Annotated in this window: 25 protein-coding genes, 1 tRNA gene and 3 pseudogenes; 14 read left to right on the plus strand and 15 right to left on the minus strand. The window is 60.3% G+C overall.

Annotated elements, in window-relative coordinates; all coding sequences use genetic code 11:
- A partial coding sequence (locus tag DC522_RS37430; RefSeq protein ID WP_133239370.1) for a DNA translocase FtsK occupies positions 1-99 on the plus strand: 99 nt, incomplete at its 5' end.
- A gap of 72 nt (positions 100-171) precedes the next feature.
- Here DC522_RS37430 and DC522_RS25515 read toward each other — a convergent pair.
- Positions 172-585 carry a DUF1236 domain-containing protein gene (locus DC522_RS25515; protein WP_116531419.1) on the minus strand — a complete coding sequence of 138 codons (414 nt, stop codon included), beginning with the start codon at positions 583-585 and terminating at the stop codon, positions 172-174.
- A gap of 69 nt (positions 586-654) precedes the next feature.
- Between DC522_RS25515 and DC522_RS25520 the strand changes: the two genes are divergently transcribed.
- From DC522_RS25520 to DC522_RS25550, 7 genes are all read left to right on the plus strand, one after another.
- Positions 655-1,404 (plus strand): SDR family oxidoreductase, encoded by a 750-nt coding sequence (locus tag DC522_RS25520; RefSeq protein WP_116531399.1) that lies wholly within the window; start codon positions 655-657, stop codon positions 1,402-1,404.
- A 199-nt stretch (positions 1,405-1,603) separates the two neighbouring features.
- On the plus strand, positions 1,604-4,498 hold the full coding sequence (locus tag DC522_RS25525; RefSeq protein ID WP_116531400.1) for a penicillin-binding protein 1A: 2,895 nt from the start codon (positions 1,604-1,606) through the stop codon (positions 4,496-4,498).
- A complete protein-coding gene (locus DC522_RS25530) occupies positions 4,498-5,538 on the plus strand; it encodes a hypothetical protein (protein WP_116531401.1) in 1,041 nt (346 codons plus the stop codon). The genes DC522_RS25525 and DC522_RS25530 overlap by 1 nt, the downstream gene beginning before the upstream one ends.
- 253 nt (positions 5,539-5,791) lie before the next feature.
- The gene (locus DC522_RS25535) at positions 5,792-6,187 is read left to right on the plus strand and encodes a VOC family protein (protein WP_116531402.1); all 396 of its coding nucleotides are present in this window, start codon (positions 5,792-5,794) and stop codon (positions 6,185-6,187) included.
- Positions 6,188-6,213: 26 nt separating this feature from the next.
- Positions 6,214-6,717 (plus strand): peptide deformylase, encoded by a 504-nt coding sequence (locus tag DC522_RS25540; protein WP_116531403.1) that lies wholly within the window; start codon positions 6,214-6,216, stop codon positions 6,715-6,717.
- A gap of 36 nt (positions 6,718-6,753) precedes the next feature.
- A complete protein-coding gene (locus DC522_RS25545) occupies positions 6,754-6,978 on the plus strand; it encodes a hypothetical protein (protein WP_047189102.1) in 225 nt (74 codons plus the stop codon).
- Between the two features lie 143 nt (positions 6,979-7,121).
- A tRNA-Asp gene (locus tag DC522_RS25550) sits at positions 7,122-7,198 on the plus strand.
- 116 nt (positions 7,199-7,314) lie between these two features.
- Here the strand turns inward: DC522_RS25550 and DC522_RS25555 are convergent.
- Positions 7,315-9,282 carry a PhoX family phosphatase gene (locus DC522_RS25555; protein WP_116531404.1) on the minus strand — a complete coding sequence of 656 codons (1,968 nt, stop codon included), beginning with the start codon at positions 9,280-9,282 and terminating at the stop codon, positions 7,315-7,317.
- 123 nt (positions 9,283-9,405) lie between these two features.
- Here DC522_RS25555 and DC522_RS25560 point away from each other — a divergent pair, with 123 nt between their 5' ends.
- Complete coding sequence (locus DC522_RS25560; RefSeq protein ID WP_116531405.1) at positions 9,406-9,663, plus strand: hypothetical protein; 258 nt, start codon at positions 9,406-9,408, stop codon at positions 9,661-9,663.
- 125 nt (positions 9,664-9,788) lie between these two features.
- Positions 9,789-10,217 (plus strand): RNA polymerase sigma factor region1.1 domain-containing protein, encoded by a 429-nt coding sequence (locus tag DC522_RS25565; protein WP_116531406.1) that lies wholly within the window; start codon positions 9,789-9,791, stop codon positions 10,215-10,217.
- A 132-nt stretch (positions 10,218-10,349) separates the two neighbouring features.
- Here the strand turns inward: DC522_RS25565 and DC522_RS37435 are convergent, their stop codons facing one another.
- Both DC522_RS37435 and DC522_RS25575 read right to left on the minus strand, forming a co-directional pair.
- A complete protein-coding gene (locus DC522_RS37435) occupies positions 10,350-11,552 on the minus strand; it encodes a DUF882 domain-containing protein (protein WP_371680483.1) in 1,203 nt (400 codons plus the stop codon).
- Between the two features lie 86 nt (positions 11,553-11,638).
- Complete coding sequence (locus tag DC522_RS25575; protein WP_116531407.1) at positions 11,639-12,340, minus strand: L,D-transpeptidase; 702 nt, start codon at positions 12,338-12,340, stop codon at positions 11,639-11,641.
- Between the two features lie 100 nt (positions 12,341-12,440).
- On the opposite strand from DC522_RS25575, the gene DC522_RS25580 reads away from it, so the two are divergent.
- A complete protein-coding gene (locus tag DC522_RS25580; RefSeq protein WP_116531408.1) occupies positions 12,441-12,905 on the plus strand; it encodes a DUF2726 domain-containing protein in 465 nt (154 codons plus the stop codon).
- Positions 12,906-12,911: 6 nt separating this feature from the next.
- Here the strand turns inward: DC522_RS25580 and DC522_RS25585 are convergent, their stop codons facing one another.
- From DC522_RS25585 to DC522_RS25605, 5 genes are all read right to left on the minus strand, one after another.
- Positions 12,912-13,922 (minus strand): ribonuclease Z, encoded by a 1,011-nt coding sequence (locus DC522_RS25585; RefSeq protein WP_116531409.1) that lies wholly within the window; start codon positions 13,920-13,922, stop codon positions 12,912-12,914.
- 41 nt (positions 13,923-13,963) lie between these two features.
- Positions 13,964-14,443 (minus strand): DUF411 domain-containing protein, encoded by a 480-nt coding sequence (locus DC522_RS25590; protein ID WP_116531421.1) that lies wholly within the window; start codon positions 14,441-14,443, stop codon positions 13,964-13,966.
- Between the two features lie 175 nt (positions 14,444-14,618).
- Positions 14,619-14,921 carry a hypothetical protein gene (locus tag DC522_RS25595; RefSeq protein ID WP_116531410.1) on the minus strand — a complete coding sequence of 101 codons (303 nt, stop codon included), beginning with the start codon at positions 14,919-14,921 and terminating at the stop codon, positions 14,619-14,621.
- Between the two features lie 456 nt (positions 14,922-15,377).
- Positions 15,378-15,755, minus strand: coding sequence for a DUF305 domain-containing protein (locus DC522_RS25600; protein WP_116531411.1), 378 nt, complete (start codon positions 15,753-15,755; stop codon positions 15,378-15,380).
- A gap of 68 nt (positions 15,756-15,823) precedes the next feature.
- Positions 15,824-16,033 carry a heavy-metal-associated domain-containing protein gene (locus DC522_RS25605; RefSeq protein WP_116531412.1) on the minus strand — a complete coding sequence of 70 codons (210 nt, stop codon included), beginning with the start codon at positions 16,031-16,033 and terminating at the stop codon, positions 15,824-15,826.
- Positions 16,034-16,279: 246 nt separating this feature from the next.
- Here DC522_RS25605 and DC522_RS25610 point away from each other — a divergent pair, with 246 nt between their 5' ends.
- Together DC522_RS25610 and DC522_RS25615 are read left to right on the plus strand one after the other, a co-directional pair.
- Complete coding sequence (locus DC522_RS25610; RefSeq protein WP_116531413.1) at positions 16,280-17,185, plus strand: MYG1 family protein; 906 nt, start codon at positions 16,280-16,282, stop codon at positions 17,183-17,185.
- Between the two features lie 36 nt (positions 17,186-17,221).
- Positions 17,222-18,369 (plus strand): annotated as a pseudogene (locus DC522_RS25615) (amidohydrolase).
- Positions 18,370-18,462: 93 nt separating this feature from the next.
- Here DC522_RS25615 and DC522_RS36250 read toward each other — a convergent pair.
- The 4 genes and pseudogenes from DC522_RS36250 to DC522_RS25630 form a co-directional block, all read right to left on the minus strand.
- The gene (locus DC522_RS36250) at positions 18,463-19,071 is read right to left on the minus strand and encodes a phasin family protein (protein WP_245444518.1); all 609 of its coding nucleotides are present in this window, start codon (positions 19,069-19,071) and stop codon (positions 18,463-18,465) included.
- A 93-nt stretch (positions 19,072-19,164) separates the two neighbouring features.
- Positions 19,165-19,467: pseudogene (locus DC522_RS37440) on the minus strand (hemerythrin domain-containing protein); the annotation flags it as partial.
- 357 nt (positions 19,468-19,824) lie between these two features.
- Positions 19,825-20,529 carry a glutathione S-transferase N-terminal domain-containing protein gene (locus DC522_RS25625; RefSeq protein WP_116531415.1) on the minus strand — a complete coding sequence of 235 codons (705 nt, stop codon included), beginning with the start codon at positions 20,527-20,529 and terminating at the stop codon, positions 19,825-19,827.
- Positions 20,530-20,759: 230 nt separating this feature from the next.
- The gene (locus DC522_RS25630; RefSeq protein ID WP_165820309.1) at positions 20,760-22,460 is read right to left on the minus strand and encodes a PAS domain S-box protein; all 1,701 of its coding nucleotides are present in this window, start codon (positions 22,458-22,460) and stop codon (positions 20,760-20,762) included.
- A 136-nt stretch (positions 22,461-22,596) separates the two neighbouring features.
- Here DC522_RS25630 and DC522_RS25635 point away from each other — a divergent pair.
- Positions 22,597-22,839 (plus strand): annotated as a pseudogene (locus DC522_RS25635) (SDR family oxidoreductase); the annotation flags it as partial.
- A 14-nt stretch (positions 22,840-22,853) separates the two neighbouring features.
- Here DC522_RS25635 and DC522_RS25640 read toward each other — a convergent pair.
- The gene (locus tag DC522_RS25640) at positions 22,854-23,996 is read right to left on the minus strand and encodes an alginate lyase family protein (RefSeq protein WP_116531417.1); all 1,143 of its coding nucleotides are present in this window, start codon (positions 23,994-23,996) and stop codon (positions 22,854-22,856) included.
- A gap of 65 nt (positions 23,997-24,061) precedes the next feature.
- Positions 24,062-25,210: a DUF2778 domain-containing protein gene (locus tag DC522_RS25645; protein ID WP_245444522.1), complete on the minus strand. Its 1,149-nt coding sequence runs from the start codon at positions 25,208-25,210 to the stop codon at positions 24,062-24,064.
- Positions 25,211-25,838 lie beyond the last annotated feature (628 nt).

Below are 25,838 nucleotides of genomic sequence, written 5' to 3' on the forward strand. Positions count from 1 at the left end.
TCACTGATGGAGCGGATGGAGCAGGAGGGCATCGTCGGGCCCGCCAACCACGCCGGTAAACGCGAAATCCTGCTGGACCATCTGTCGATGGATGATTGAGTTTCTGCTTGATGACGAAAAAGAAAAAGGCGGCTCCTGTAAGCCGCCTTCTCCATTTTTTGGGATCGAGATTTAGTCGATGACCTGCACGACGGTGCGGGTCTGCGGATCGACGAGAACCGTGCGGTCGTTCACGACGGTATAGCTGTAGGGGTTCGCGAGGCCGACCCGCTCCGGGACAGGGTAGAGACGCACGCGCGGCGGCAGCGGCTGGCCGACGACTACTTCGTCGGCGACGCGAATTGACGGGCGACGCTGTGTGACCACATAGCTTTGCACGCGGGTGGATTCTTCGGGAGACAGTGCGGTACCGACGGCAGCACCGGCGACACCACCGACTGCAGCGCCAACCGGACCACCAACAATGGCGCCCGTCACGGCACCGCCGGCAGCACCCGCTGTCGTTCCGCTCTGACAGGCGGCGAGGGCGAGGGGAAGAGCGATCACGACCAGGGTAGCGGCCGAGCTTAGGACACGATTGCGCATGACGGACTCCTTTCCGATTGGCAGAATGCGAACGCAAAAAAGCTTGGCCGGTTCCATAAGGAGGAAAACATGAGCAACGATTCCAAGATCGCCATTGTCACTGGAGCGGGGACTGGTGTGGGCAGGGCGATCTGTGCAGCCCTTCTGAAGGAGGGCTACAATGTTGTCATGGCAGGACGGCGGATAGAGGTGCTCGAAAAGGCGGCCGAGGAGATCGGCGGCGAGCCTCTTCTGGTTCCCGCCGACGTGACAGATCTGGCTTCGGTCGAGGCGTTGTTCTCACAGGTGAAGGAGACCTTTGGGAGGTTGGACCTCCTCGTGAACAATGCCGGCATCGGAGCTCCTGCCGTTCCTCTGGAGGATCTCACCCTGGAGCAGTGGCAGAGTGTTGTGGATACGAACCTGACCGGAACGTTCCTCTGCACCCAAGAGGCGTTCAGGATCATGAAGGATCAGGATCCGAGAGGAGGGCGCATCATCAACAACGGCTCGGTTTCGGCCTATGCACCGCGCCCCTTCTCCGCGCCATACACGGCCACGAAACACGCCGTTCTGGGCCTGACGAAATCCACGTCTCTGGATGGGCGCGCCTACGACATCGCATGCGGGCAGATCGATATCGGCAACGCGGCGACCGACATGGCTGCCAGGATAGCGAGCGGAATCCTGCAGCCGAACGGCACGGTGATGGCAGAGCCTACCATCGATCCCGTTCATGTGGCGGAGGCTGTCGTCTACATGGCAAGCCTGCCGTTGAGCGCAAATGTCCTCAACATGACCGTGATGGCGACCAAGATGCCTTTCGTCGGGCGCGGGTAGGGCGCAAAAGCTACCCCGCAAGGCTGGGAAGCGTGGCTTTCCGCTCCATATGGAGTCTGATGCCGGTCCTAAAACAGCCGTACTATCCAGCTTTCATTCAGGCTGCTTACGACAATGTGAACGGGCCGGGCGCATGCCGGCCTGTTTCATCGCGAGTTAGGCTTAATAAGGAGCGTGATCGTTCAATGATGGCGGCGGAATGAGTGCGATCCTCGTCAAGATTTTCGCAACGGCCTTAACTTTGAGTCAGGTCCTGGTGGACCCGGATACGGTGAAGACGTCCTTCGATCCAATGCAGGACCGGGAGAAGGTGGCCGAGATCCTGAAAAGCGGGTGCACCCATATGCGCCGCGCGTTCGATATCGAGGACATCAATCTCGACGATCTGATCGCAACCGCGATGGACGATCCGCAAGCGGTAACGGGCGATCTCAAGATGCTCCAGGGGTTGAGCTTCAACGACCTGCATGCGAGCTACCGCCAGTTTTGCAAGAACGAGAAGGTAGAACCTCCGCCCGTCGATCTTGGCGAGGTGATTACTTATTACAACAATGCAGTGGCCGATCTCCCCGACGCAGGAAAGCTGAAAGGCCTCAAGCTGCCGGGCGTCAGCGTGATTCTCGATGGCAACGGCCGGCGCTTTGCCGAGGTCTACGAACCCGATCACCGGCGCATCTGGGTGCCGTTGTCGGACATTCCCGAATCCGTGCAGCAGGCCGTCGTCTCGGCGGAGGACAAGCGGTTCTATCAGCATAAGGGTGTCGACGAGCGTGGTGTGATCCGCGCCTTCATGAACAACCTCGCCGATCCGGCACGGCCGGCGGGCGGTTCCACCATCACGCAGCAGGTCGCCAAGAACCTGCTGGTCGGCGACGACGTGACCTATGAGCGCAAGATGCGCGAAATGATCGTTGCTTCCCGCATCGAGCAGACGTTGAGCAAGGCGGAGATCCTTGAGATCTATCTCAATTCCATCTATCTCGGGCGCACCTCCTGGGGCATCGAAATGGCGGCCCAGAGCTATTTCGGCAAAAGCGCCAAAGATCTTTCCGTGTCAGAAGGGGCGCTTCTGGCGGGTCTTGCGAAGGGGCCGAACTACTACAACCCCGACACCCAGCCCGATCGCGCGCATGAGCGCATGGCCTACGTTCTGAGCCGCATGCAGGAGGATGGATTTCTCAAAGCCAGTCAGGTGCAGCAGGCGATTGCCTCCTTGCCGCCACGAGTTGCCTATCAGCGTCCGCGCCGCGACAGCGGTTTCTATTTCACGGACCATGTGAACCGGGATGCGCGAACGCTCGCGGGCATCGAGAGCCTCACCTCCGGCTCGTATACGGTGCGATCCACGATCAATCCTGATCTGCAGCAGGCGACCGAAGCGGCTTTGCAGGAAGGGCTGGCTCGCTACGAGTTGAGCATCGGCCGTCAGCGCTTTCAGGCGGCAGAGGCCAATCTTGCCGAAGCCATCAGGTCACTGGATGGCAGGAAGGAGGATGGGGCGACACCTGCCTGGCGCAGAGCTTTGGAGGCCGCGCGCCTTCCTCTGTATGACGTGCAATGGCCCGCTGCGGTCGTAATCGAAAAGGGCAGGGACAAGAAGACGGGAGCGAATGTTATTCGCGTGGGGCTCTCCGATGGGCGTATTCTCCCTCTCAATGCCTGGGAGGCAGCTCGCCGCGACCTGAAGCTCTATGACGTGGTGCGCGTGCGGATCATCGACCAAAAAGGCAAGGGAGTTGTCCGAGCGGATCTGCGGGTGCCGCCGACGGTGCAGGGCGGAGCCGTCGTTCTGGAGAACAGGACCGGCCGTATTCTCGCGATGGCGGGCGGTTTCTCCTATCCGTTGAGCCAGCTCAATCGTGTGACGCAGGCGCATCGCCAGCCAGGATCCGCCTTCAAGCCGCTCACCTATCTTGCGGCTCTCTCCAAGGGATTGCAGCCCAACACGCTGGTCTGGGATGCGCCCGTCACCCTGCCGCCCGTGAACCCCGGCGCGAATGTGCGGGCGCGGGATTACTGGCGACCTAAGAACTACGATGGCGGCGCAGGCGGCATCGTGACCTTGCGCCGGGCATTGGAGAATTCAAAGAACCTGGTGACCGCCCGTTTGCTCGATGGCGGTATCGAAACGAGCCCCGCGGAAAGCCTTCAGGATGTCTGCGAGCTCGCTCTGGAGGCGCAACTCTATGTGGAGTGCACCCCGCATTACCCCTTCGTGCTGGGCGCGCAGCCGGTGCGGATTTTGGATCTCGCGGCGTTCTATGCGGCCATCGCCAACGAGGGCGCGATGCCGGTGCCCCATGCCTTCGAGAGCATTGAGGAGCGGGGGCACCCCATCTACAGCCGCAAGGCGCAAGGATTGGTGCGGCTCGGCTCTGCGGATGCCGCTGCCTTCTATCAGTTGAAGACGATGCTTCAAGGCGTGTTGGAGCGGGGAACAGCCCGTAACCTGAAGGCTCTCGCGCCTTATGCCGCCGGAAAGACGGGTACTTCGGACAACGAAAACGATGCTTGGTTCGCCGGCTTCACCAACGATGTCACTGTGATCGTCTGGGTGGGGCACGACAATGCAGATGGCAAGCGCCGCACGCTCGGACGTGGGCAGACCGGTGCAAAGGTGGCGGCTCCGATCTTCAAGGACATCGTGGAAGCCGCCTGGCAGCACCACGTTCCGAAATCCCCTTTGAGCCCGCCGTCGCCTCAGGCTGCCAAACAGCTGATTGCAATGCCCATCGATCTCAACACGGGCGACCGGGTGACGGATGGGCGGCGAGAAGCGTTCAACGAGTATTTCCGGTTGAACTGGTATGGACGCTTCAGCGACACGCAATACCGTCTCGTGCCGCAGGAGGAGGTCTATGCCTTGCGCAATCCCGATCCGTGGAGCGATGGCGACGAGAGCGGCGGATACGGCTTTTATGACGAAGCTCCTTACTCACAAGGGCAGAGCTGGCTGGATTCGCTCCGGCAGAACGCTCCTCCTCAACGGCGCACGGAGCCAGGTTTTCGCTGGTGGTGGGAGGACGATGAGCCCCGTCCAAGACCGCGCCGGGTCGATCCGGATTATCCCTGGGGCTATCGACGGGTTTATTGATGAGAGCACTTTGTTCACTGCGCTGGAGCCTGATCGCTCTGGCTGCCTTTTCTCTGTCCGTCGCTCCGGCCCTGGCCGAGGGCTTTCGGGTAGAGGAGGTGCCGTCGGTTACGGCCGCTCCCCTCACGCAACTGAAGCCGAAGACGATCTTTTTCAGTGATCACACCGGCGACAAGATCGCCGATGGTGAAACGGGCCTCATGCGGTTCGAGGATTGGGCGCGGGAACTGCCTCAGGAGAAGCGCTTCTTGAGCCTCTTCCCGAATTACGTGGAGCCGACGATCAAGGTCTCCGTCCATGGGATCGAGAAGCCCTATACGGAAAAGCTCCACATGTATGTGGTGGAAACGCGCTTCCTGATCGGCAAGCCTGCAGACGCCATCGATCTCAATCGGTTCGTCGGCCTCGATGTGCTGGAAAAGATCGACCCTTCGATCAAACATCGCCGCATCACGGCCGAACAGGCTCGCCCCAACACCGATCCAAAGAGCGCTCATAATCGCAATCCCGATCGACGCTGGTGCGAGGCTCCGCAAAGCCTCTGCATCGAGTCCCGTTATCCACTCGAAGGAAGACTGCCGGTCGGCATTCGACTTGCCAATAAGCTGGAGGAAGGGGGCAAGAAGATCTCGGAGTTCATGGAATTCCAGACCGAGATCCGGGTTCTTCCGAAGCAGGAGATCGATCAGGCTGGTCTGGCCAAACTCACCAATGTCGATGCGCCTGTGGCCGGTGTGCTCGAGCAGACCCTGTTCGACGTGAACCAGGTCATGCAGTTCGGAAAGCTGCTTGCCGTGCTGCAGCCTCACCCCACGGATCGCACGAAGACGGTCGCGACCATCTTCATGGCGCTCGGGATCGAGACCGATGTGCTGCAGCAGAAGAAGGAGTTCGCGAACGTGCCTGTCCTGCGCAACCTGATCCCGGTGCAGGTGCTCATGGGCAAAAGCTCGTTCAACACCGGCAACTCCATCAGCGCCGGGCTGCCCGGCTACGTGCGCAACCGCATCCGCGCCATTGCCGAGATGCTCGAAAAGTGATCCCCACGAAAAAGCCCCGTTCCAATGCGGGCTGAACGGGGCTCGGAGTTCGCGGAGGCGATAAGGGGTTGCGGGTGTGATGCCTCCGTACCAAGTCAAGAATTCAGAGCGAGCTGAGGTTCCTTGACATAGAGGTTCCCGAGAGCTTGGCAGGTTCACGTTTTCTCGACTATGTGCTCCGGCGGCAAACAGCCTGTCTTCCCGGCACTCCTGTCGTCATCTCAAGGCTTAGATTTTCAACGAGGTCGTCCCCATGGCTAAAGCTATTCACTCCATGATTCGTGTCCTGGACGAGCAGCGCTCGCTGGATTTCTACAGCAAGGCTTTCGGTCTCCAGGTGGCGGAACGCCTTGGCTTTGATGGCTTCACCCTGGTCTACCTGAGCAATTCGGAAAGCGAGTTCGAAGTCGAGTTGACCATCAATCATGACCGGGCCGAGCCTTACGCTCTGGGCGATGGCTATGGGCACCTTGCCGTGTCGGTAGACGACTTGGAGGCGGAGCATGCCCGTTTAACAGGCCTTGGCCTCAATCCTCTGCCGATCAAGGAATTCATGCACCAGGGCAAGCTCCTGGCGAAGTTCTTCTTCATCCAGGATCCGGACGGCTACAAGATCGAAGTGCTGCAGCGCGGCGGGCGCTACAAGTAAGACGTTTCAAGCATAGGAGCCTGCCCGTGGCGATCCGTCCCATCGTCCGCTTTCCCGATTCGCGCCTGCGCCTCGAGGCGGAGCCCATCATCGCTTTTGACGATGAGCTCCGCAGGCTTGCGCAGGACCTGACGGAAACGATGCGGGCGGCTCCTGGTATCGGGATCACGGCTCCCCATATCGGGGTGCTCAAGCGTCTCGTGGTCATCCAGCTCGAGACCGATGCTTCGCCGCATGTTTACGTGAACCCGCAGATCGTCTGGTCCTCGCCTGAGCTGATCCACCATGTGGAGGGAAGCGTCTCGATGCCTGGTGTGACGGACGAACTCCAACGGCATGCCCGGGTGCGGGTGCGCTACCAGGATCTCGATGGTACGGAGCATGAGGAGGAGGCGGAGGGGCTGATGGCCGTCTGTCACCAGCATGAGATCGACCAGCTCGACGGGATCTTCTGGATCGACCGCCTGTCGAAGCTTAAACGGGATCGCCTGATCAAGAAATTCGACAAGCTCCAGCGCCTGAGGGCGTGATAGTGGAGCTCTTGTCTCAAGTGGAGTTGCCCCTTCGTGATTGAAATCTACCGCATTGAGACCGTTGCCTCGGAAGAGGCGGGCGGCGGGGTGATCCGCCGTATCATGGTCCGCACCGATTCCCTGGAGAAGGCGAAGGAGCGCGCCCTCAAGGTCTTCGCGCTCGCCCGTCGTCCGCAATCCCGTGATCCCGAAATCGAGGCCGTGCGCGTGCTGAACGGGGCAGGGCACGAGCTGTTCTCCGTCAGCACGCGGGACTGACGGGCGAGGATTATTGTCCGGGAAAATCAGCCTGGGCTGTGGATGGCGAAAACAATATTTGACAGGCTGCCAAATCACCGGTACGAGCGCGCCTCCATCGCAGAAATTCAAGGCCTTGGGCCGAACGCGATGGGACGAAATGCGCGGGCGTAGCTCAGTCGGTTAGAGTGCCGGCCTGTCACGCCGGAGGTCGCGGGTTCGAGCCCCGTCGCCCGCGCCACTTTCCCTCCCAGAAAATTTCGCTGCGCAGCCTTACGACTGAATCGCGTCTGCTCCTGAACGAACAAAGGAGCCGCAGGGGCTCCTTCGCCGATTTTCAGATCACAGCTGTGCAGGTCAGGCGATCTTGCCGCCGCCCTGCTTGGTGATGACGAGCACGGAAGGACGGGTCGGCATGTTGTCCTTGAAGTCCGGCCAGCGGGTGATCGGATTCTCGAAGGTCGATGTCGCGCCGTCATCCGCCTCGCCGGGATGCTGCACGGCGAGGAACAGGGACTCGTCGTTTGGCGTGAAGAACGGCCCGCACAACTCGCCGCCGATCGGCACGCGGAAGAAGTGCTTCGAGGTGCCGCGCTTCTCTCCTTCGGTTTCGAGAGCCCAGAGACCGTCGGCACGGCCCGTCGCCTTGGCATTGTTGCCGTCGGTGGAAATCCAGAGGCGGCCCTGGCTGTCGATGGCGCAGTTATCCGGCATGCCGAACCAGCCGTTCTTGGTGGTCTCGGACGAGAAGGTTGCGCCGACCGAGGCAACAGACGGATCGCCGCACTTCACCAGGACTTCCCAAGTGAAGTTTATCGCAGCATGGTTGCCGCCTTCCGGCATCATCTCGACGATGTGGCCGAAAGCGTTGTTGGCGCGCGGGTTGGCCGCGTCGACCTGATCTTCCTTACGCCGGGTGTTGTTCGTCAGCATGACGTAGACGCGGTTGGTCTGCGGGTTCGCCTCGATGTCCTCGGGACGGTCCATCTTGGTTGCGCCAAGAAGGTCGGCCGCACGGCGGGTCTCGATCAGCACATCAGCCTGGCTCTTGAAGCCATTGGCCTCGGTGAGCGGTCCCTGGCCATGAACGAGCGGCAGCCAGGTGCCCGTGCCGTCCGCATTGTATTTGGCGACATAGAGGGTGCCCTCATCGAGGAGGCCGAAATTGGCAGCCCGGTTCTGCGTGTCGACCTTGCCGGCCGTGACGAACTTATAAACGTAGTCGAAGCGTTCGTCGTCACCGAGATAGACGACGTAGCGGCCATCGCTGTTCGTGATCCCGGCAGCGCCTTCGTGCTTCGTGCGGCCAAGCGCGGTGCGCTTCTTCGGCACGAAGTTCGGATCGAACGGATCGATCTCCACCACCCAGCCGAAGCGGTTCGCCTCGTTGGGCTCTTTCGTCAGATCGAAGCGGTCATGGAACTTGCCCCAGGCATAGGCGGGCGTCCCGATGCCGTAGCGCTTGTAGTTCTTGGCCTCGGCATGGTCGTCGGCGAGCTTGCCCCAGAAATAGCCGTTGAAGTTCTCTTCGCAGCTCAGCCAGGTGCCCCAGGGCGTTACGCCGCCGGCACAGTTGTTGATCATGCCGTTCACCTTGCGGCCGGTGGCATCGGCAGAGGTCTTCATCCGGTCGTGGCCGGCAGCCGGACCAGTGATCTCCATAGACGTATCAGCCGTGATACGGCGGTTGTATTTGGAGTCCTTGACGACCTGCCATTGGCCATTGACGCGGCGGATCTCGACCACTGCACCGCCATGGGCCGCAATCTCGATATCCACCAGCTCCTTGGTCATTTTGCCGAAGTTCGCGTCCTTGGAATCCTGAACGCCAACGCCCGGGAACATCAGCTCCTCGTTGGTGTACTCATGGTTCGCCACGAGCAGGCCGTGATCGGCTGAGCCGTCGAGCGGAATGAAGCCGATGAAGTCCGTATTGTAGCCGAACTGACGCACCTGCTTTTCGGCCGTCTGGTTCATGGGATCGAACTCGGGAGCATCGGCGAAGATCGGGTCGCCCCAGCGCAGCAGCACCTGGGCATCATAGCCCTCGGCCACGTGGTGGGTCTGGTCGACCCCGGCCTCGATTTCTTTGAAGTCGAAAGAGGCAGCCATCGGCTTCTTTGCCGGCTGCTCGTTCCCGGCCAGAGCGCGCGTGCCGACCGTCGCGGAGATGGCGGCAACGGCAAGCGAGCCGCGCAGAAGATCGCGCCGGTTGAAGCGAGTGGCGATGATCTCGCCCATGGTGAGGTTTTCTGTCGGGTTGATGCCGACATCGCCGGAATCCTCCAACTCGCTGGCGCGAAGGCGAACCTTGTGCTGGTCCATTTGGCTTCTCCATTATGAGGGACCAAATCGCCTTAGAACGGTTCTATGTAAGCTGAGTGACAAGCTTCGGCCCTCGGACGATTGCCGAGGACAGGCCCCGCTGGATCATGTATGGATCGACATATGACTGACGATAACGCTACCCTCCGCATCCAGCTGGCCGATCAATGGCAGAAGCTCGCCATCGAACTGATCAAGAAGGGTCTGCCAGCCGACATTGTTTTCGAATCTCTCCTCACCGTGGGATTGGCCGGTCAGGTCGAGGTACTTGGCAAGGAGGTGGCCGCCGCTCGATTGGCAGCCATCGCCGAGCAGCTTTCCGAGCAGGTTCGGCAGCAGAAGGAGGCACTGAAGGAAGCCTCCAACGCGACGAAGAACTGAGGCGCTCGAGAGCCTAAGAGCCTGCCCTCAAAAAACTTGCCGGACAGACGCAGAGCCCGTGCAACACCTTACCAGATTGCCGCGTTAGGCTCACAAGCCTTGTCAAACGTTGGGGTGATGCCCTCATGCAGCCGGCACTCGACAGTAATACCTTGGACCGTTTGATCTCCCTCGGGCGCGAGAGGGGACATCTCACGACCGAAGATCTTCGAGCGAGTCTTCCCGTCGAGAGCATGAGCGCAGAAGAGATCGCGCTGGTCGTGGTTCATCTGGAGGAGACGGGTGTTCCAGTCGAGCTTGAGGAAAGCTTGCTCTCACCCAATCCGAAGCCTGCGGCGATGCCGCGCCAAAGTGCGGAGATCATTCCCTTCCCAGGACCTCGTGCCAACCGCGAACCCTCCAAAGCAAAGCCCCTGCAGCCGACGAAGCCTGCTCTCCTTGAGCCGCGTCAGGCCGAAACGCAGGAAACCTCTTTTTCGCCCTGGATCGTAGCGGCGGCCGGGATGCTCGCCTTCGCCGTGTTCGCATTGGTCATCTTCGCAACAGCGGGCTAGCGCATCGCGCGGAACCGAAGGTCCACGTCAGTGAAAAGTGGACCCGGTTTTCCGTAATCAACGATGCGCTCATCAAGGAAGAGAGCATCGGATGAGCCCCAAAAGTGCAGATCCACTTTTGGGTCCGATGCTTTAGCCAGCCTTTGCCCACATGCTGCGAGGAGACGGGTCCTGCTCAAGTCGCGGAACGGGCTTGATGGCGGGGCCGGTGAAGCGCGTGTGGCTTAAGTCATCCAGCGCACCTGAAGAGAAGCCCATATCGAGCAGTGCGGTCTTGGGCTCGAAGAGCGACTGTACGGCTGCCTCCACGTCGAATCCCAGAATGGGCTCGAAAGAGGCGACTGTTTCGCTAGGCGAAGCCGGGGCCAGCGCGATGCCAGCAGGCGGCAACGGTGCCTCGACCCTTGCTGTCTGGATGACCGCGTCCTGTGGCCGCTGCGGCGGTAGCGGAACTGGTTGCGCCTTGATCTCAGGCACCACGGAGGCAACCACTGTCGGCTCCTGAACGGGCGACGGCGGTTGTGCTGGCATCCTGCGTCCAAAGACATTGGCCAGCAGAGTGCCGATGGAGCCGCCACCCGCTGAGGCCTGCGTGGCAAGGGCAGCGTTGCGGGCGGCAATCTGAGCCCTGGCCTGTTCATAGCCAGGAAGCGGCTTGCCGTCGGAGGGCAGGTGAGCGGTGTTCCCATTCGGGAAGAGACGCGCAAGCTGCTGCTGCGACATGCGCGGCCAGGCACGTACGTTGCCCGTATCGACATGCACGAAGTCGGAGGACGCATAATAGCCGACTCCGCCATATTGCATGCGCATGGCGATCGCGCGCAGCCGCTCGGTGGAGACGTCGGGCAGGCGAATGTCCATGGCCTTTCCGAGCATGTGCTGGCTGTTCTCGGCGACGCCGCTCGATCGGCGACGCAGGGCCGAGTTGGTTTCAGGCGAACGATAGGACGAAATGATATGAATGGGCTGCCGCGATCCGGACTCGCGATAGACCTCCCAGAGGATGTCGAACAGGCGAGGGTCCATGCGGGCAGGCTTGTCATTGCGCCAATCACGCAGGAACCAGTTGAGCTGGTTCAGGGCCTGCTCGTCATACTGGCCGTTCCGCCGGAAGGTGATGGTAGTGCTGTCCTGCCGATGGGTATGAACAAAGCTCAGTGTTCGCGTCTCGCCATCCGCGCGCACCGTCGTATTCCATGGCATCATGCCAACGAGCGCAGCAATACCGGCGAGAAGATATGTAATCTTCAGGACGTTTTTCCTGGCATGCTCGCAATTGTTCGCAAGAACACGTGGCGTCGTTTGCTTGCCAAGCGACCGTTCCGGTCGGGCCATGATGTCCCGCATATTGCTTTGATCCCGCTACCCTTAAGACAGGTGTGGCGGTCAACCATGGCAAAAATAGGCTTAATACTTCGTTCTCAGGCTCGAGGTGCAGCGTGGTTGCGCTTGTTTCCAGGGGATCCAAGGACCACCACCTTTGTCCCGATAGGGGTGTGATTGTAGAGGTCGATCACGTCCTGATTGATCATACGGATGCAGCCGGACGAAACGTTGGTGCCGATCGTCCAGGGTTCAAAGGTGCCGTGGATACGATAAAGCGTATCCTTGTTGCCCTGCCAGAGATACATGGCGCGGGCGCCGAGAGGATTGCCGGGGCCGCCCGGCATTCCAGCGCCACCGGGCAATTCACCCATTTGCTCCATCAGCTCGGGCTGGCGCCCGAACATCTCCTTGGGCGGATACCAATCCGGCCATTCCTGTTTGTCCTTGATCACCGCCGTGCCGGACCAGCTGAAACCGGAGCGGCCCACGCCGACGCCGTAGCGGACTGCCATGCCGTCCCGCAGCACGAGATAGAGGTAGCGGCTCCGGGGATCGATCACGATAGTTCCGGGCGCTTCGCTCGTCTCGTATGGAACGACTTTGCGCAGGTAGTTCTGATTGATTTTCGAGAGATCCACCCCCGGGATCGGGTAGAGATCGTCATCGATCGGCGCGTATATCGCCTGATAGGTCGAGCGTGCCAACACCTGCTGCGCAAGGCTCGAACCAGCAGGGAGGGCGGAGCAAACGGCGGCAGCCGGAAGACCTAAAACAAAGGCGCGACGATTGAGGTCCATCTTTACTCTCCCCAAAGCTTTAACCTGGCAATAAGAAGACGCAGGACCATACGGCTCGGTTTCATCGAGCCCGACGGGAGGTCGTGAAAGGTCGGGCAGCATGATCATCGAAAACATGTCCTGGACATGGCTCGCCGGCATTGTCCTGCTCGCTCTGGCGCTCATCATTGCGCTGATCTGGGCACGCCGCGTGCGCTATCACCGCATGTCGATCATGACGGCCAATGAGAGAGAGTTTTACCAGCGCCTGCTGAAGGCATTTCCCGACTGCGAGATCTGGCCTCAGGTGCCGATCCTGGCTCTCCTGCGGCCCGACGCGAAGGAAGGCAGCCGCACGTTCTGGGTCGCCTTCAAGCAGATCTCCAACATGCGCGTCGATTGGGTGGTCGCCCGCGACATGGAGGTGATCGCGGTGATCGAGCTCGATGACCGCTCCCATGATGCGAAGCGCGATGCCAGGCGCGACCAGATCCTCAAATCCTGTGGCTATCGTGTGCTGAGATTCCAGTCCAACAAGAGGCCGGAGCCGGAACAGATTTATGAAGCCGTGTTCGCTGCGCGGTAAACGGTCTCATGCAATCAACGACCTTGTCTCGCTTGGTCTGAAGCTCTCAAACGTTTCTTCCCGCAGAACATCAGGCTCACTGAGATAGCGGGCGGAGTGGTGGAACGGTGTCACGTACCGGACGCCAGCTTGTCGAGCGATGTCACCTGCTTCCCAGGCAGTGAGATGATGCGAGGCTTCGGCGAGGTGCCGGTCTTTTTCCAGGAATACCGCCTCGATGAAAAGCTGATCCGCCTTGTCGGCGAGTTGCAGGATCTTCGCGCGGTTTGCCGCATGCGGAGACGCATCGGTGATATAGGCGACCACCTGCCCCGGAGCCACGCGCAGGGCGCGGTGCTTCAGTTCTCCCAGCCTGATGGTCTCTTTGTCTGAAATCATGATCGGATGATCGTCCGCCAGTCCGAGGCGGACGGCGCGTTTCGCCTCGTTGAGCCATGGTCCCGGCGGCAATCCCATCTCCATTAGAACGCCGCGCCAGACATTGACCTGCATGACTTCCTTCAAGGCGAAAGCGAGGGAGGGAATGCCATGATCGAGTGCGACAGCCTGGATCCTGAAATCCGCTTCAGTCCATGCGATGCCTTCTGGAAATTCCGGAGCCGGAACATTGCGGCGGGCAAAAGCTTCCCGGGCATGGAATTCAGCGGCCTTCGTGAGGCGAAAGCCATCGTACTCCATCGCACGCAGGCAGAAATCGACCGAGTTCTCGTCCAGCAGGTTCCAGGTGAAGCTGCGAATGCGGTGCTCGATCTGATCCACGAAACTCGGCGCGCCAATCAGAATGAGTGGCGAGGCCCGATGGAGGCAGAGACGGAACAGGCGGTCGAAACCCGCGATGTGATCAACATGTGTATGCGAGACGAAGACATGGCTCACCCGAAGCAGCTCGCGCGAGGAAAGTAGGCTCACATCGCCGAGGTCGAAGAGGATCGCCCGACGGCCATACCGGAAGTCGAGATAGACGCCTGGATCGCTGAAGGGATCGTTCACAAGACGGGGTTGGACAAGCCAGGACATGACGGGCCAACGGCCCGGCTCGTCCCGTGTTCCCGGGCGTGTCAGGCCGGCCTGCTACCCTTGTAGCGGGCGAAGGATCTCTGGCCCGAGGGTCCGAAGAGCACCACGTCAAAGGTCTCGGGCTCCATACCTGCGACCTCCATTCCAGGCGAGCCTGCCGGCATGCCGGGGACGGCCAGCCCCCTGGCGCTGGGCTTCTCCGCGAGAAGGCGCTTGATCGAATCCGCAGGCACATGGCCCTCGATGACATAGCCGCCGATCTCCGCCGTATGGCAGGAGGCCAGATCCTGCGGCACAGCAAGGCGCGCCTTTACGCGGTTCATTTCCGGAGACTCGATAACCTCGACGGTAAATCCTGCCGAGCGGACGTGATCTACCCAAGCGCCGCAGCATCCGCAGGTCGGATCCTTGGTCACGAGCATCTTTGGGAGCGTTTCGGCAGACGCGGTACGCATCGCGATGGGGGAAGCGATGAGGGCCGTCAGCAACGCTCTCCGGCTGATCGTCAGGTTGGACTGCATCATTAAACTCCCTTGAGCCATGTCGCTCATGGTCTGCACCTTCCCACCATGGCAAAGTCAAGGACGCGAAGAGTGTTAAGGTGTCTCATTCGAGAAACGGAGGCACTGCGTCCTGGTTGCCGAGCCCTTTGATCCCGGGCTCGGCTTTCTTAAGAGCCATTCTAAAAGAAAGGGCTTAGTCCTCGTCAGCCTCATCTGGGTCCGTCACGTCGACCAGGAACATGATGTAGGGGCCATCCTCCTCATCATCGTCCTCTTCGTCTTCATCGTCGAAATCCGCCCCCTCGAATTCGGCCTTTTCCTCTTCGGTGGCAGGCCGGACGTTGAGAGTGGCAAAGCCGTCCCAGATGGGAGCGCCTTCGCTTTCCAAGTACTTGAGGTCTTCCTTGAAATCCTCGCTCATGAGGAGTTCGCGGGCTTCCTCCTCATCGGCATTGGTGATGGCAATCGGCTTGTCGCTGATTGTAAGCGTAAACATGGTTTTTCCTTTCCTGTCGCCCGCAAGGGATACCCGTTAACGCACGAGCCCTCTCGTTCGAAGCACGGTGCTCCCCACAAGTGCGCAGCAACCATCCTCTACACGCTCCAAGGTCGTATTGACACTGCCAAGGTGAGGGTGGTCGGATCCTCAGAAAACAGCAGTCCTCACAATGGTTTGGAAGCCTAGTGAGGAATTGCACCTCAAAGGAAGGAGAGGGCCCATGCGCCACAAGATCGCCGGCGCAGTGGGGGCGGTCCCCCTGATTCAGAGCGGCGACACCTTCTGTACGTCCAGATCCGTCGGCATCGGCACGCCGGATGCCGCACCAAGAGCTGTGGCGGGTGCTCACCCGCACCGTGAGGCCTCATGTCTTCGAGAGCAAGGCCGAAGCTCAGGCCTTTCACGAGCACATCTGAGACAAAAAGGCCGGGCTCAACGCCCGGCCATCACGGTTTATTGTACGCCCTTCTTCTTCAGCCAGGCCTGCATCTCCGCAATCTCGCGCTCCTGCTCGCGGATCACGTCGGTTGCCCATTTGCGAACCTGCTCATCCTTAGCGTTCTGAAGAGCGACGTTTGCCATGTCGATGGCACCCTGGTGATGCGGGATCATGCTGCGCACGAAGTCTGCATCGGGGTCGCCGCTATAGGGGATGTCCATATTGCGATGCATCTTCGCATTGGCTTCGCGGTAGCCCTTCGTGGCCGAGGTGTCCGTGGATTGCTGCGTCTGCATGGGCATGGAATGGCCGCTATGGGAGGTTCCTTGCGCGAGTACGAGCGCCGGAAGAGCGGCGATGCTGGCCGCCATGATCAAAGAGCGTAGGATCATCATAATCTCCTAAAGATTGGGTGATGTGGGGCGCAAGGGCTGCACCAGAAAGAGATAAGGCTGCTGCTTCATCGATCGTCAGAAACTGCTTGGGCTGGGTAGCCGGCATTCTCCAGAGCGGCGAGCAGGGAGACTTCGGCTTTGTCCATTGCGACCGTGATCGTGCGGTCTTCAAGGCTACCTTCGATGCGCGTTTTCGGATCGAGCTTCTGGATTGCCCTTGTCACGGCACCGGGGCAGCCGCCGCAGGTCATGCCAGGAATGTGGAATAGATGCATGTTCGGATCTTCCCCTAAATCAAGATCCTCGGCTGTCTAGACCTTCCCACCATGGCAAGGTCAAGCCACGATAGCCAGGCTCCCGGTTGCTCGGGCTTGAAAGAAAGGTTCAGACATGCGCAGGAAAAACGCTATTCAGGCGTGTCAGCCCTGTTCTGCACCTTCGTAATAGGGTTATATGTCTCGGCACAGCTTGGCTCTTGAAGAGCCGACAGGAATTTTGATTGGCTTGACGGGAAGGGAAGTATGAAGGTCGTCACCCATAGCGGGACATTCCATGCGGATGACGTGTTCGCATCCGTTGTTCTGCGCGCTGTTCTTGGGGAGTTCGATTTCATCCGCACCCGCGACCCGGCTCTGATCGCCGCAGCCGATATCGTGTTCGACGTAGGCGGCGTGTATGATCCTGCGAGGAAGTGCTATGACCATCATATGCGTGACCTGCCGCGCCGCGAGGATGGCACGCCCTACAGCTCGGTCGGCCTGATCTGGCGCGATTATGGGCGTCGGGCTCTCAACCATCTCGTGCCAGAAATTGGAGACGATACGCGCGAGGTCGTCTGGCAAGATATCGATGGAGGGCTCATCCTTGCCATCGATCTCGCCGACAACGGCGTGTCATCCGCATGCCCAGGGCATCTCGCGCTCCTGATCGAGGCATTCAACCCCACGTGGGACAGCACCCAAACCTATGACGAGGCGTTTGCGGCGGCGGCGGCCGTGGCGCATGGCATTCTGCAGCGCGCCTGCCGCCAAGCCTATGCGGAGGCTAAAGCCGTGTCCTTCGTGGAAGCGGCAGCGCGGGAGACGAAGGATCCGCGCGTGATTGTGCTCGATCGAAAGCTGCCTTGGGAAAAGGCGGTGTTCGACGGTGGCCTGGGGGATCTCCTCTTCGTCATTTACCCGAATGAGGATGCTAGCTCGTGGTATTGCCGCACGATTCCCCCAGAGCCGAGTTCCTTTGGCCAGAGGCTCTCGCTGCCGGAATCCTGGCGAGGCCTGCAGGAGGAGGCCTTCTCCAAGGCCGCAGGCATTCCGGATGGCGTCTTTTGCCATCCAAGCGGTTTTATCTGCGGAGCCCGTTCCCGAGCCTCGGCCGTCCATTTGGCGGAACAGGCGATTGCCGTGGGTGAGCAAATCGGGGCAATCTGACCAGCCTATTCTTATGATGGGCCGGAGTTCCTTCCCATGTTTTTGACCAACGAAGACTTGGTCGAGCTGACCGAGTGGAGGCGCGGGCTGCACCGCCATCCCGAGATATCGGGAGAAGAAGCTGGAACTGCCCGGACTGTTCAGGACTTGCTTGCCTCGGCTGGCTCTGATCGAATCATCACGGGCCTCGGCGGTCATGGCGTCGCCGGCATCTTCGAGGGCAGGGAGCCCGGTCCCACGGTGGTGTTTCGCGCGGAGCTCGACGCTTTGCCTATTGAGGAAGTTTCCGACGCGCCTCATCGCTCACGCGTGCGGGGCAAGGCGCATTTGTGCGGACATGACGGGCACATGACGATCCTCGCGGCTCTCGCCCGAGGCTTGGGCCGGCAGCGTCCGCAACGTGGTCGTGCTATTCTGCTCTTTCAGCCTGCCGAGGAGACGGGAGCGGGAGCCGCTGCCGTTGTGGCGGATCCGAAGTTCCGCGATATTGCGCCCGACTTTGTGTTCGCGCTTCACAATCTGCCGGGCATGAAGTTCGGCAAGGTCGCTCTCATCGAGGGACCGGTGAGTTGCGCCTCACGCGGTATGCGCATTGTGCTCACGGGCAAGACAGCCCATGCCTCGATGCCTGAAACCGGAGTGTCGCCGGTCAATGCCATCGCGCAGCTCATGCCGGCGCTCACGGCCTTAGGGAGCGGCGGTCCCATGAATGAGAGCTTCGCTATGGTGACCGTGACGCACGCGCAGATCGGCGAGCCGGCCTTCGGCATTGCTCCCGCTCATGGAGAGATCTGGGCGACGCTTCGGACGATGACTGACGCAGGCATGGACGCTCTCGTGTGCAAGGCCGAGCAAATGGCGAAGGACGCCGCGCGGGATAGCGGCTTATCCGTCGCAATCTCGTACAGTGACATTTTCCGCCATTGCGAGAACGCTCCCGAAGCGGTGGCACACTTACGCCGTGCGCTTGATGCCGAGGGTGTACCGCATGACAGGGGGATCTACCAATGCGTCCGTCCGAAGATTTCGGGCAGCTGGGTGCGAATGCTCCGGCTGCCATGTTCTTTCTCGGCGCGGGTGAGGATCACGCAGCGCTCCACAATCCGGATTATGATTTCCCGGATGATCTGCTTGCGATTGGGGCGCGGGTCTTCATGCGTACGTTGCGGGATTTGCTAGGATAAACCCCTTGCCCTTTCTTGCCGCTTTCCGACGAGACGTACAGACGCTCCTGGCTTTGAAGCCAGGAGCGTTCCGATCTGGACCGTTTCTAACCCTCAGGCTGCGCGGCTGACATGTGGGGCTGTCTTTTCGGATCTTTCAATCTGAACGGTCACGGTGCGAGTGGCCTCGTCTGCCATCTGGAGGGCGAGCTCCGCAATGCGCCGGCTGTTGTCAACGGTTTGCTCAACGTTGTCCCGGATCAAGGAACTCTGAGCTGCAATGAAGTCAGACATAGACCGGCATTGGGCCAAGACGGTCAAGCCTTCGAGGTTCCTTTGAAGGCGCCTTTGACTCAGTTCAAAGCATTCGCGGGAAACCTCGTGCATCCCACGCGCCAGAGCCGAACCAGATTGCGCGGCAATGCGGAAGTTTTGCGAGGCTTGTGCCGTGAGCCCTTGTGTCTCTCCGCCGGGACGGTTGAACATCTGCATGGCTTGCCCTGTCGATTGGCGAGCCAATTCGGCGAACGTGTTGAAGCTGCTCTCGACGGCTTCCTGTAAAGTACGGGCGAGAGTCTGGGCGCTTTCCGCTCCAGCTCGCATTGTATCAGCGACATCAATCGCGACACGTTGGACGATCTCGACCTGCTCACGGTTATGCTGCGTTTCAAACCGCTTTGCTTCGTCAATACTGGCCATCTTATCCTCCACCTTCTCGATCACCGCCTCTACTTCCTCCTCGCTGAGAACCTCAAGCACGGCTGGAAGAAGCTCTTTCTTGTCATCCCGGATATGCTGCTGGAAAGTTCTCCTTAATCGAGCGACATGATCGAGGAACTCGCTGCTGTTTTTGGACATGCGCTCCAGCTGTGTGAGGAGCGCAACAGTTTCCTGGTTGTCGTTGACTGCCATCTGCACGAGATCGTGCATTCCGTTCCGCATCAGAACTGGAAAGAGATGTTGCTCTTGGAGAGTTGCCAAGAGTTCGAGCTCTTCCTTGAGATCTGCGAAGAGGCGTTCTCGTGTTTTGACAGCATTGTCGGACGTCGCGAGGAGCTTTTCGAAGAGCTCGTTGGCCTTGTCCGGGGGCGTTTGGCTGAAGCGTCTGCTAGCGGGCATCGTATCTCTTTGCTGTTGAAAGAGTGGTTCCAATTCACTTGAACGCGCACTACTGGCTCAATCTGTGTCGATCGGAGCCGCAAGGCCTCACCCCCCACTGAAGCACCAAAGGAGGCGAGGCTACAGAAGCGTGCTCTCAGCCAGGCTACTTCTCTGGCGCCTAAATACACAGCTTATGCTGTGGTTTCCTCTTTGCGAGGATTGAGACAAGAGCACATCTCTATTGATTTGATTAATCTGTGTTAATTTTTTGGCAGGCGCGAGATCGTTCTGCGCCGGTCTGAGGCGCGACCATGCAGACAACCGTGAGGGCACCCTCACGGTTGCTGGCTAAAAAATATCGAGAACGGTAGCGCGTCACGTCCGCTTCGGGATCTCAAGACCGCGCTGCACGGCAGGGCGGTCGAGGCCACGGTCCAGCCAGGTCGGAACATTCTTGAGCGTGTCGTAGCCAACGAGCTCGCCGGCCCCATAGAAGCCGATGAGATTGCGTACCCAGCCAAGCAGGGAGATGTCGGCGATGGTGTATTCATCGCCCATGACCCACTGGCGGCCCTCGAGCCGCTTTTCCAGCACGCGGAGCAGGCGCTTCGACTCTGCGCGATAGCGCTCGAGTGGCCGCTTGTCCTCGATCTCGCGGCCCGCAAATTTATGGAAGAAACCGAGCTGGCCGAACATCGGGCCTACGGCTGCCATCTGGAAGAATACCCATTGGATGGTCTCATATCGCAGCGCCGGATTCCCCGGCAGGAGTTGACCGCTCTTCTCCGCAAGGTAGAGCAGGATCGCGCCGGATTCGAAGAGCCCTAACGGCTTTCCATCGAGCCCGTTGGGATCGATGATCGCCGGGATCTTGCCGTTTGGATTGAGCGAGAGGAATTCTTCTGTCCAGGTTTCGTTCTTGCCGATGTCGATCAGATGCGGCTCGTAAGGCAGGCCAATCTCCTCCAGCATGATCGATACCTTCACCCCGTTGGGTGTCGGCAGCGAATAGAGCTGCAGACGGTCCGGATGGGATGCGGGCCAGCGCCTGGCGATGGGGAAGGCGGAAAAGTCTGCCATAGGAATCTCCAGAAAGGGATGCCCTTAGATGACGTAGAAAACCGAGGTTGTCATCTTGAGTCCCTTGGAGAGAACGGCAAAAAGGATGGAGCCTCCTCTACGGAGCCATTGGCTTCGTCGGATAACGTGGTCACTCTGGATCGTATTATCGGCGACGGGAAAGCCGGTGATCTGGTCGATATGATCCGCTGGGCCGACGACCTTGGTGAATGGGTTTCGAGAAGTATGCCTTATTTCAGGGGGATATCTGCGGCGCAGATGAGGCCACTGGGGAGGAAGTCGATCTTTACTTGACCCTCCAGCTCTCTCGCGAGGCTTCTTTCTATGAGGCGCGTTCCGAAGCCGCGGCGGGTAGGCGGGCTCACTGGAGGTCCGCCGCTTTCCTGCCAAACAAGATGCAGGAAAAGGTCATTATCCGAGCGCGTCGTCGACCATTCAATGATAACCGTGCCTGTCTCGTTCGAGAGCGAGCCATACTTGACGGCATTCGTGGCGAGCTCCTGAAGAGCCATTGCAATTGACAATGCCTGTTGCGGGGTCAGGATCACTGCCGGTCCGTGCGCTTGAAAGCGCTTCTCGCCTCGGTTCAGATAGGGGGCAATCGCTTGGGCCACGATGTCGGGGAGGCCGGCGCGCTCCCAGTTTTCCCTCGTGAGAACATCGTGCGTCCGGGAGAGGGCCAGTAGACGACTCTCCAGATCCTCTTCGGCTTGCTGTGGTGAGCGGGCATTGCGCAAGGTTTGCCGTGCAATCGACTGTACGGTTGCCAGAGTGTTCTTCACCCGGTGATTTAATTCGTTGATGAGGAGATTGCGGCTTTCTTCCGCGCGCTTACGGGCGGAGATATCGCGCAGGACTCTGATGCCGTAAAGAGGGCGACCGACCAGATCATCGACCCGTGACGCAGAAAGACCAACCCAGACAAGGTGCCCGTCTTTACGCAGGAGGCGCTTCTCGAGGGAATAGACGTCGATTTCTCCGGCCATTTGTCGGTGGAACATCTCCAAGTCCTGGGCTTGGTCGTCGGGAAACGTGATGTCGCCTATCGTCATTGCGAGCAGCTCGTCTCGCTGGTAGCCGCTGATCGCGCAAAGCCATTCATTGACCCGCAGAAAATGGCCGTTCGTGTCGACTTCGACGATCCCGATGGCTGCGTTTTCGTAAGTTGCCCGTAGTCTCTGCTCGCTTTCACGCAGGGCGGCCTCAATGATCTTGAGCTCGTGAATATCCGTCGAACTGCCGAACCAGGCCGTGATTTTGTCAGAGCCGGGATATCGATAGGGATTGGCCCTGACGACATGCCACCGATAGGCGCCGTCATGCCGACGGTAGCGAAACTCCGTCTCATAGGGAATCCCCTTGACCTGGACATCGGTCCAGACGCGAAGCGTTCCCTCCACATCATCCGGATGGATCGTGTTGAGCCAGCCGTAGCCTAAAACCTCTGAATGAGGGCGGCCCGTGTATTCTGACCATCGATCGCTGGCATAGGTCACTTCACCTTCGCCATTGGTGATCCAGACCATTCCAGGCGCTGAATTGGCGAGGAGCCGGAAGCGCTCCTCGCTCTCCCGCAGGATTTCTTCGTGACGCTTGTTTTGGGTAATATCGATGCAGACAGCCAGGGATCTTTCCGGTCGACCCATTTTATCGCGAATGAGGCTTGCAGCCGTCCGGGTCCAGACCACGGAACCGTCAGGTCGGAGGTAGCGCTTCTCGACCTCGTAGCGATCCTCATTCAGCAACCCCGCTAGCAAGGCCTCGGTTCGCGGAAGATCATCCGGGTGCACAATCTTGCTGAGGTGACATCCGAGAAGCTGATCTCGGCTGCGGCCGAGCATTGTGCAGAAATAATCGTTGACGCGCAGGAGGTATCCGCGCAGATCGCACTCGGCGAGGCCAACCGTTGCCTGAGTGAAGAGCACGTCCACCGGTTGCCTACTCCTGACCCGCCCATTGCCGGAATGGAGCCAGATCTGCCAAATCAACCGCACGGCTCGGCGGCTTCGGGGACTGGTCCTCAAGCAAGGCCTGAACATGGAACATTCCTGTGCTGCCGAGGTTCCGAAGCAGCTAGGACCCAAGGGCATTCGCGTGAACGGTGTCGCGCCCGGCCCGATCTGGACGCCGCTTCAGGTGAGCGGCGGTGCCACACAGGAAAAGCTGCAGCAATTCGGCGGCGACACGCCACTCGGACGCCCGGGCCAGCCGGTGGAACTCGCCTCCATTTATGTGCAGCTGGCCGCATCCGACGCGAGCTACGCCACAGGGCAGGTCTATGGCGCGGCAGGTGGCAGCGGACAGCCCTGAGCCTCACCCGGCGCTCAGTCCTTGCCGCGGAACAGCAATGTCGTGTTCCCGCCGATGCCGCTCGAGGCCACCGGGCGCTTGGAGGCCAATAGAGCTTCGGCCCTTTCTGAAGGAAAACGGCTCTGATAGATTTCGAGCCATGCGATGCGCGAGCCCGGCACGGTGCCGTCGCCGGGATAGGGCTCCTGCTTTGAACCTGTGGCCTTCTCGAAGAAGGATGGATCCGTAAAGGATTCGACCACGCGGTTGACGAGACGCGACAGAGCCTTGTCATTCTCTGTGTAGAGATCGATGCCCTGCGTGCGTGCAAGTTCTGCCGTGGCGATCAGCGGCTCGGCGGCGAAATTGTGATAGTCGCGGGCCCGCTTCGCGCGTTTGAGTTCCAGGGGCAGGATACCATCCTTCGTGATCTGCCTGATCCCGATGCGGGCGCTGTCGGCCCCCCATCTGATCAGCTTCTGGTCCCCTGTGGCGATGCCGGCCGCGATGGCGCTCAGGCCATTCCAGTAACGGTGATTGTTTCGGCCCGAGACGCCGTCGTTCTTGTCCATGGCATCGGCAACTTGATGCCCCAACTTGTTGAGCCAGGCTTCGATCCGCTTTTTCTGCTCGTTTGGTAGACCGGGTGCGTTGCGGATCTGGAGATAAGCCAGCGCGATACCACCCACGGCCTGTCCCTGATTGTGGCTTGCCTGCCTGGAGCGCATATCGGTGAGTGCATTCGCCTTCGCCCAGCTGTCGAGCCAAGTGAGCACGCAAGCCGCAGCCGCCGTATTCTTTGGGTCGGATTTGACGTAGGCGTTCGAGATCTTCACCAGCGCTCTGCCGTAATCGCGCAGAGGCTCCACGGCTTCCGAATAGGCTTCTTCGGCTTCTTCGTCGATCGTCGAACGGCTGGCATCGTCCTGCTTGTACTTGCTCTTCACATCGAGCGATATGAGCGGTTCGCCGGGCGTGTCGCAATCGTATCGCGGCGTCTTCTGGAGTTCGTCCGGGGCCGGGGCGGGGACCAGATAACCCATCCCGCCTTGCGCGACAGCCGGAGCTGTCGCCGCCAGCATGCCGAAAAGGATCGAGGTGGTGAGAAAGCTTCTTGCCGGAACGCGACGATGCCGGAAAGCAGTCCATCGCACAATCGATCCCAGAGTGCGCTCCATCCCGTCTCTCCCTGTTCGACCATGAATTAGGCCGAGAGAAGCGACGTGCAAGATCGTCTGGATGATCAGGTGTCGCGCTCAGGGACCGGGAGGCGTTGGCTCCGGTTGACCATACGAGGCAGGAGATCCTGTTTGCTCCCGGCAACGACGACCAGGCGCTTAACCTCTCCTCTGAGATAGGCCTGCAGGAAATGGTCGTAGTTCTTGAATGACACGCAGCCGTTCGAGTCTCCGTTCGGCCCGAGCAGGTAGGTGTGGGCGAGAATGCCGTCGCGGCCATAGATGGCGGCGCTGCCGCCCACGGGGTGCATGCGCAGGGCTCGCACGCCATGGAACAGCGCTTCGCGCTCGGTGAGGATATAGGTGCCGGGCGGCGTCGCGCCCTTCATGCGCACATGGACGAAGCGCGGATCGTCGAGCTTGTCGCCGAGGCCGGAATGCGCTTCCAGACGCTCGCCGTTGGGCATGATGACGACCTTCGCGCTGATGTCATAGACAGCGGTTTTGTCGCCGACCTGCGGAGCAGGGCTGAAGCGCGCACCCGGCGCAATGCTGCCGGTGGTGCTGCCCAGCGCAGCATAGCCGAGGGCATTGTCAGGCGGGGGCGCGGGCTTGATGCCGAAGAGCTTCTCGATGAAGGAAGGCTCGTTGACCGGTCCAATCGGCGGCGTCTGCAAAGCCGCTGTCTTGATCGGCACGCTCGCCAGCTTCGGCATTTCAGGCTTTGGCATCTGGGGCGCCTTCGCAACCCGGAATTCCGCAGGACGCGGCACGGGCAGCGGGACCGGCGGCCCGTCGGCTTGAGCCGCCTTCATCCCAGGCGAAGGCTGGAGTGGTTGAGCAGGCTCCTTCTGGGCCGCAGGAATTGGCGGCGCGGCGCTGGCCACGGCGCGCGGAGCGGAGGACGGCTTGAACGTTGTGGCAAGTGCCGCATTGTGAGCCGAACCGAACGCCTCAGGCCGCCCCATGGGCTTCGGATCGACCAGCGTCCACGCATCGCTTTCAGCGGAGGCCGCTGCCATCGTGCTCTGCTCAGGCGTCGGGCTTGCGACGCTGCCGGAAATGTCAACGGAAGGGAGCGCGTCTTGAACCCGGAGGTTCGCGTAGATAGCGACAGGGCTCATAGAAATCGCCACGAGAGCGGCCGTCACAAAAAGACTGCGCCGGTTCTTTCGAAGGACGCGGCGGCCTGACGGATAACGATCGTGCACCATGGCGAACTCTACGCAACAACTCGAGCGCACAAGACATCGTGAGTGATGAAACCGTCATGCGCGCAAACACACTTTTACTCAGGGCCGATTAGACGATGGTTTGGTTAAAACATGGATAATCGGATGCGCCTCTGCCGTGGACTGAAGCGCTTGCCGTCCCTCTGCCAGCTATGACGACATGGCGGTTCTGACTGGCACGAGAGGGCGTGTGAGATATCAAAGAGCGCGCGGCAGCGACCTCGAGGCCGGTGTGGCTTCCGAGGGTGAATGGGTCGAGGGGGGCGCGAGGAGCGGTCCGGCTCGATCTGTGATGATGATGCTTGGAACCGAACGGCTCCTCGCGCACGGCTTCTTTAGGCGGACACCGCAGCGGTCGCTCGGGACCTGCGGGCGGCCTCCTGCCGGTGGGCTGGCGTTCAGCCTCCTCCGCAGGACCGTGCCCCGGCTCCACAACCTGCGACGCCTCGCGAGCGCGCCCCTCGGTGAGCCGGGACAAGACACGATATAGCCGAGCTTAGGACAGAAGTCAAGAACGAACAGAGAACATTCTGCGGCTGTCCAATCCAGTTCTCCGTCATCCCCGGGCTTGGGCCGGGGATCCCGCTTCGGTGAGGCGCGGCGTTCCTCC

Origin of the sequence: Microvirga sp. KLBC 81, from assembly GCF_003075415.1 — a bacterium.
Lineage (GTDB): Bacteria > Pseudomonadota > Alphaproteobacteria > Rhizobiales > Beijerinckiaceae > Microvirga.

Bases quoted from the DNA above. Each gene is read 5' to 3' on its own strand.
- DC522_RS25515 (WP_116531419.1), bottom strand. From the start codon at position 585: ATGCGCAATCGTGTCCTAAGCTCGGCCGCTACCCTGGTCGTGATCGCT.
- DC522_RS25520 (WP_116531399.1), top strand. From the start codon at position 655: ATGAGCAACGATTCCAAGATCGCCATTGTCACTGGAGCGGGGACTGGT.
- DC522_RS25525 (WP_116531400.1), top strand. From the start codon at position 1,604: ATGAGTGCGATCCTCGTCAAGATTTTCGCAACGGCCTTAACTTTGAGT.
- DC522_RS25530 (WP_116531401.1), top strand. From the start codon at position 4,498: ATGAGAGCACTTTGTTCACTGCGCTGGAGCCTGATCGCTCTGGCTGCC.
- DC522_RS25535 (WP_116531402.1), top strand. From the start codon at position 5,792: ATGGCTAAAGCTATTCACTCCATGATTCGTGTCCTGGACGAGCAGCGC.
- DC522_RS25555 (WP_116531404.1), bottom strand. From the start codon at position 9,282: ATGGACCAGCACAAGGTTCGCCTTCGCGCCAGCGAGTTGGAGGATTCC.
- DC522_RS25560 (WP_116531405.1), top strand. From the start codon at position 9,406: ATGACTGACGATAACGCTACCCTCCGCATCCAGCTGGCCGATCAATGG.
- DC522_RS25565 (WP_116531406.1), top strand. From the start codon at position 9,789: ATGCAGCCGGCACTCGACAGTAATACCTTGGACCGTTTGATCTCCCTC.
- DC522_RS37435 (WP_371680483.1), bottom strand. From the start codon at position 11,552: ATGGCCCGACCGGAACGGTCGCTTGGCAAGCAAACGACGCCACGTGTT.
- DC522_RS25575 (WP_116531407.1), bottom strand. From the start codon at position 12,340: ATGGACCTCAATCGTCGCGCCTTTGTTTTAGGTCTTCCGGCTGCCGCC.
- DC522_RS25580 (WP_116531408.1), top strand. From the start codon at position 12,441: ATGATCATCGAAAACATGTCCTGGACATGGCTCGCCGGCATTGTCCTG.
- DC522_RS25585 (WP_116531409.1), bottom strand. From the start codon at position 13,922: ATGTCCTGGCTTGTCCAACCCCGTCTTGTGAACGATCCCTTCAGCGAT.
- DC522_RS25590 (WP_116531421.1), bottom strand. From the start codon at position 14,443: ATGCAGTCCAACCTGACGATCAGCCGGAGAGCGTTGCTGACGGCCCTC.
- DC522_RS25595 (WP_116531410.1), bottom strand. From the start codon at position 14,921: ATGTTTACGCTTACAATCAGCGACAAGCCGATTGCCATCACCAATGCC.
- DC522_RS25600 (WP_116531411.1), bottom strand. From the start codon at position 15,755: ATGATCCTACGCTCTTTGATCATGGCGGCCAGCATCGCCGCTCTTCCG.
- DC522_RS25605 (WP_116531412.1), bottom strand. From the start codon at position 16,033: ATGCATCTATTCCACATTCCTGGCATGACCTGCGGCGGCTGCCCCGGT.
- DC522_RS25610 (WP_116531413.1), top strand. From the start codon at position 16,280: ATGAAGGTCGTCACCCATAGCGGGACATTCCATGCGGATGACGTGTTC.
- DC522_RS25625 (WP_116531415.1), bottom strand. From the start codon at position 20,529: ATGGCAGACTTTTCCGCCTTCCCCATCGCCAGGCGCTGGCCCGCATCC.
- DC522_RS25640 (WP_116531417.1), bottom strand. From the start codon at position 23,996: ATGGAGCGCACTCTGGGATCGATTGTGCGATGGACTGCTTTCCGGCAT.
- DC522_RS25645 (WP_245444522.1), bottom strand. From the start codon at position 25,210: ATGGTGCACGATCGTTATCCGTCAGGCCGCCGCGTCCTTCGAAAGAAC.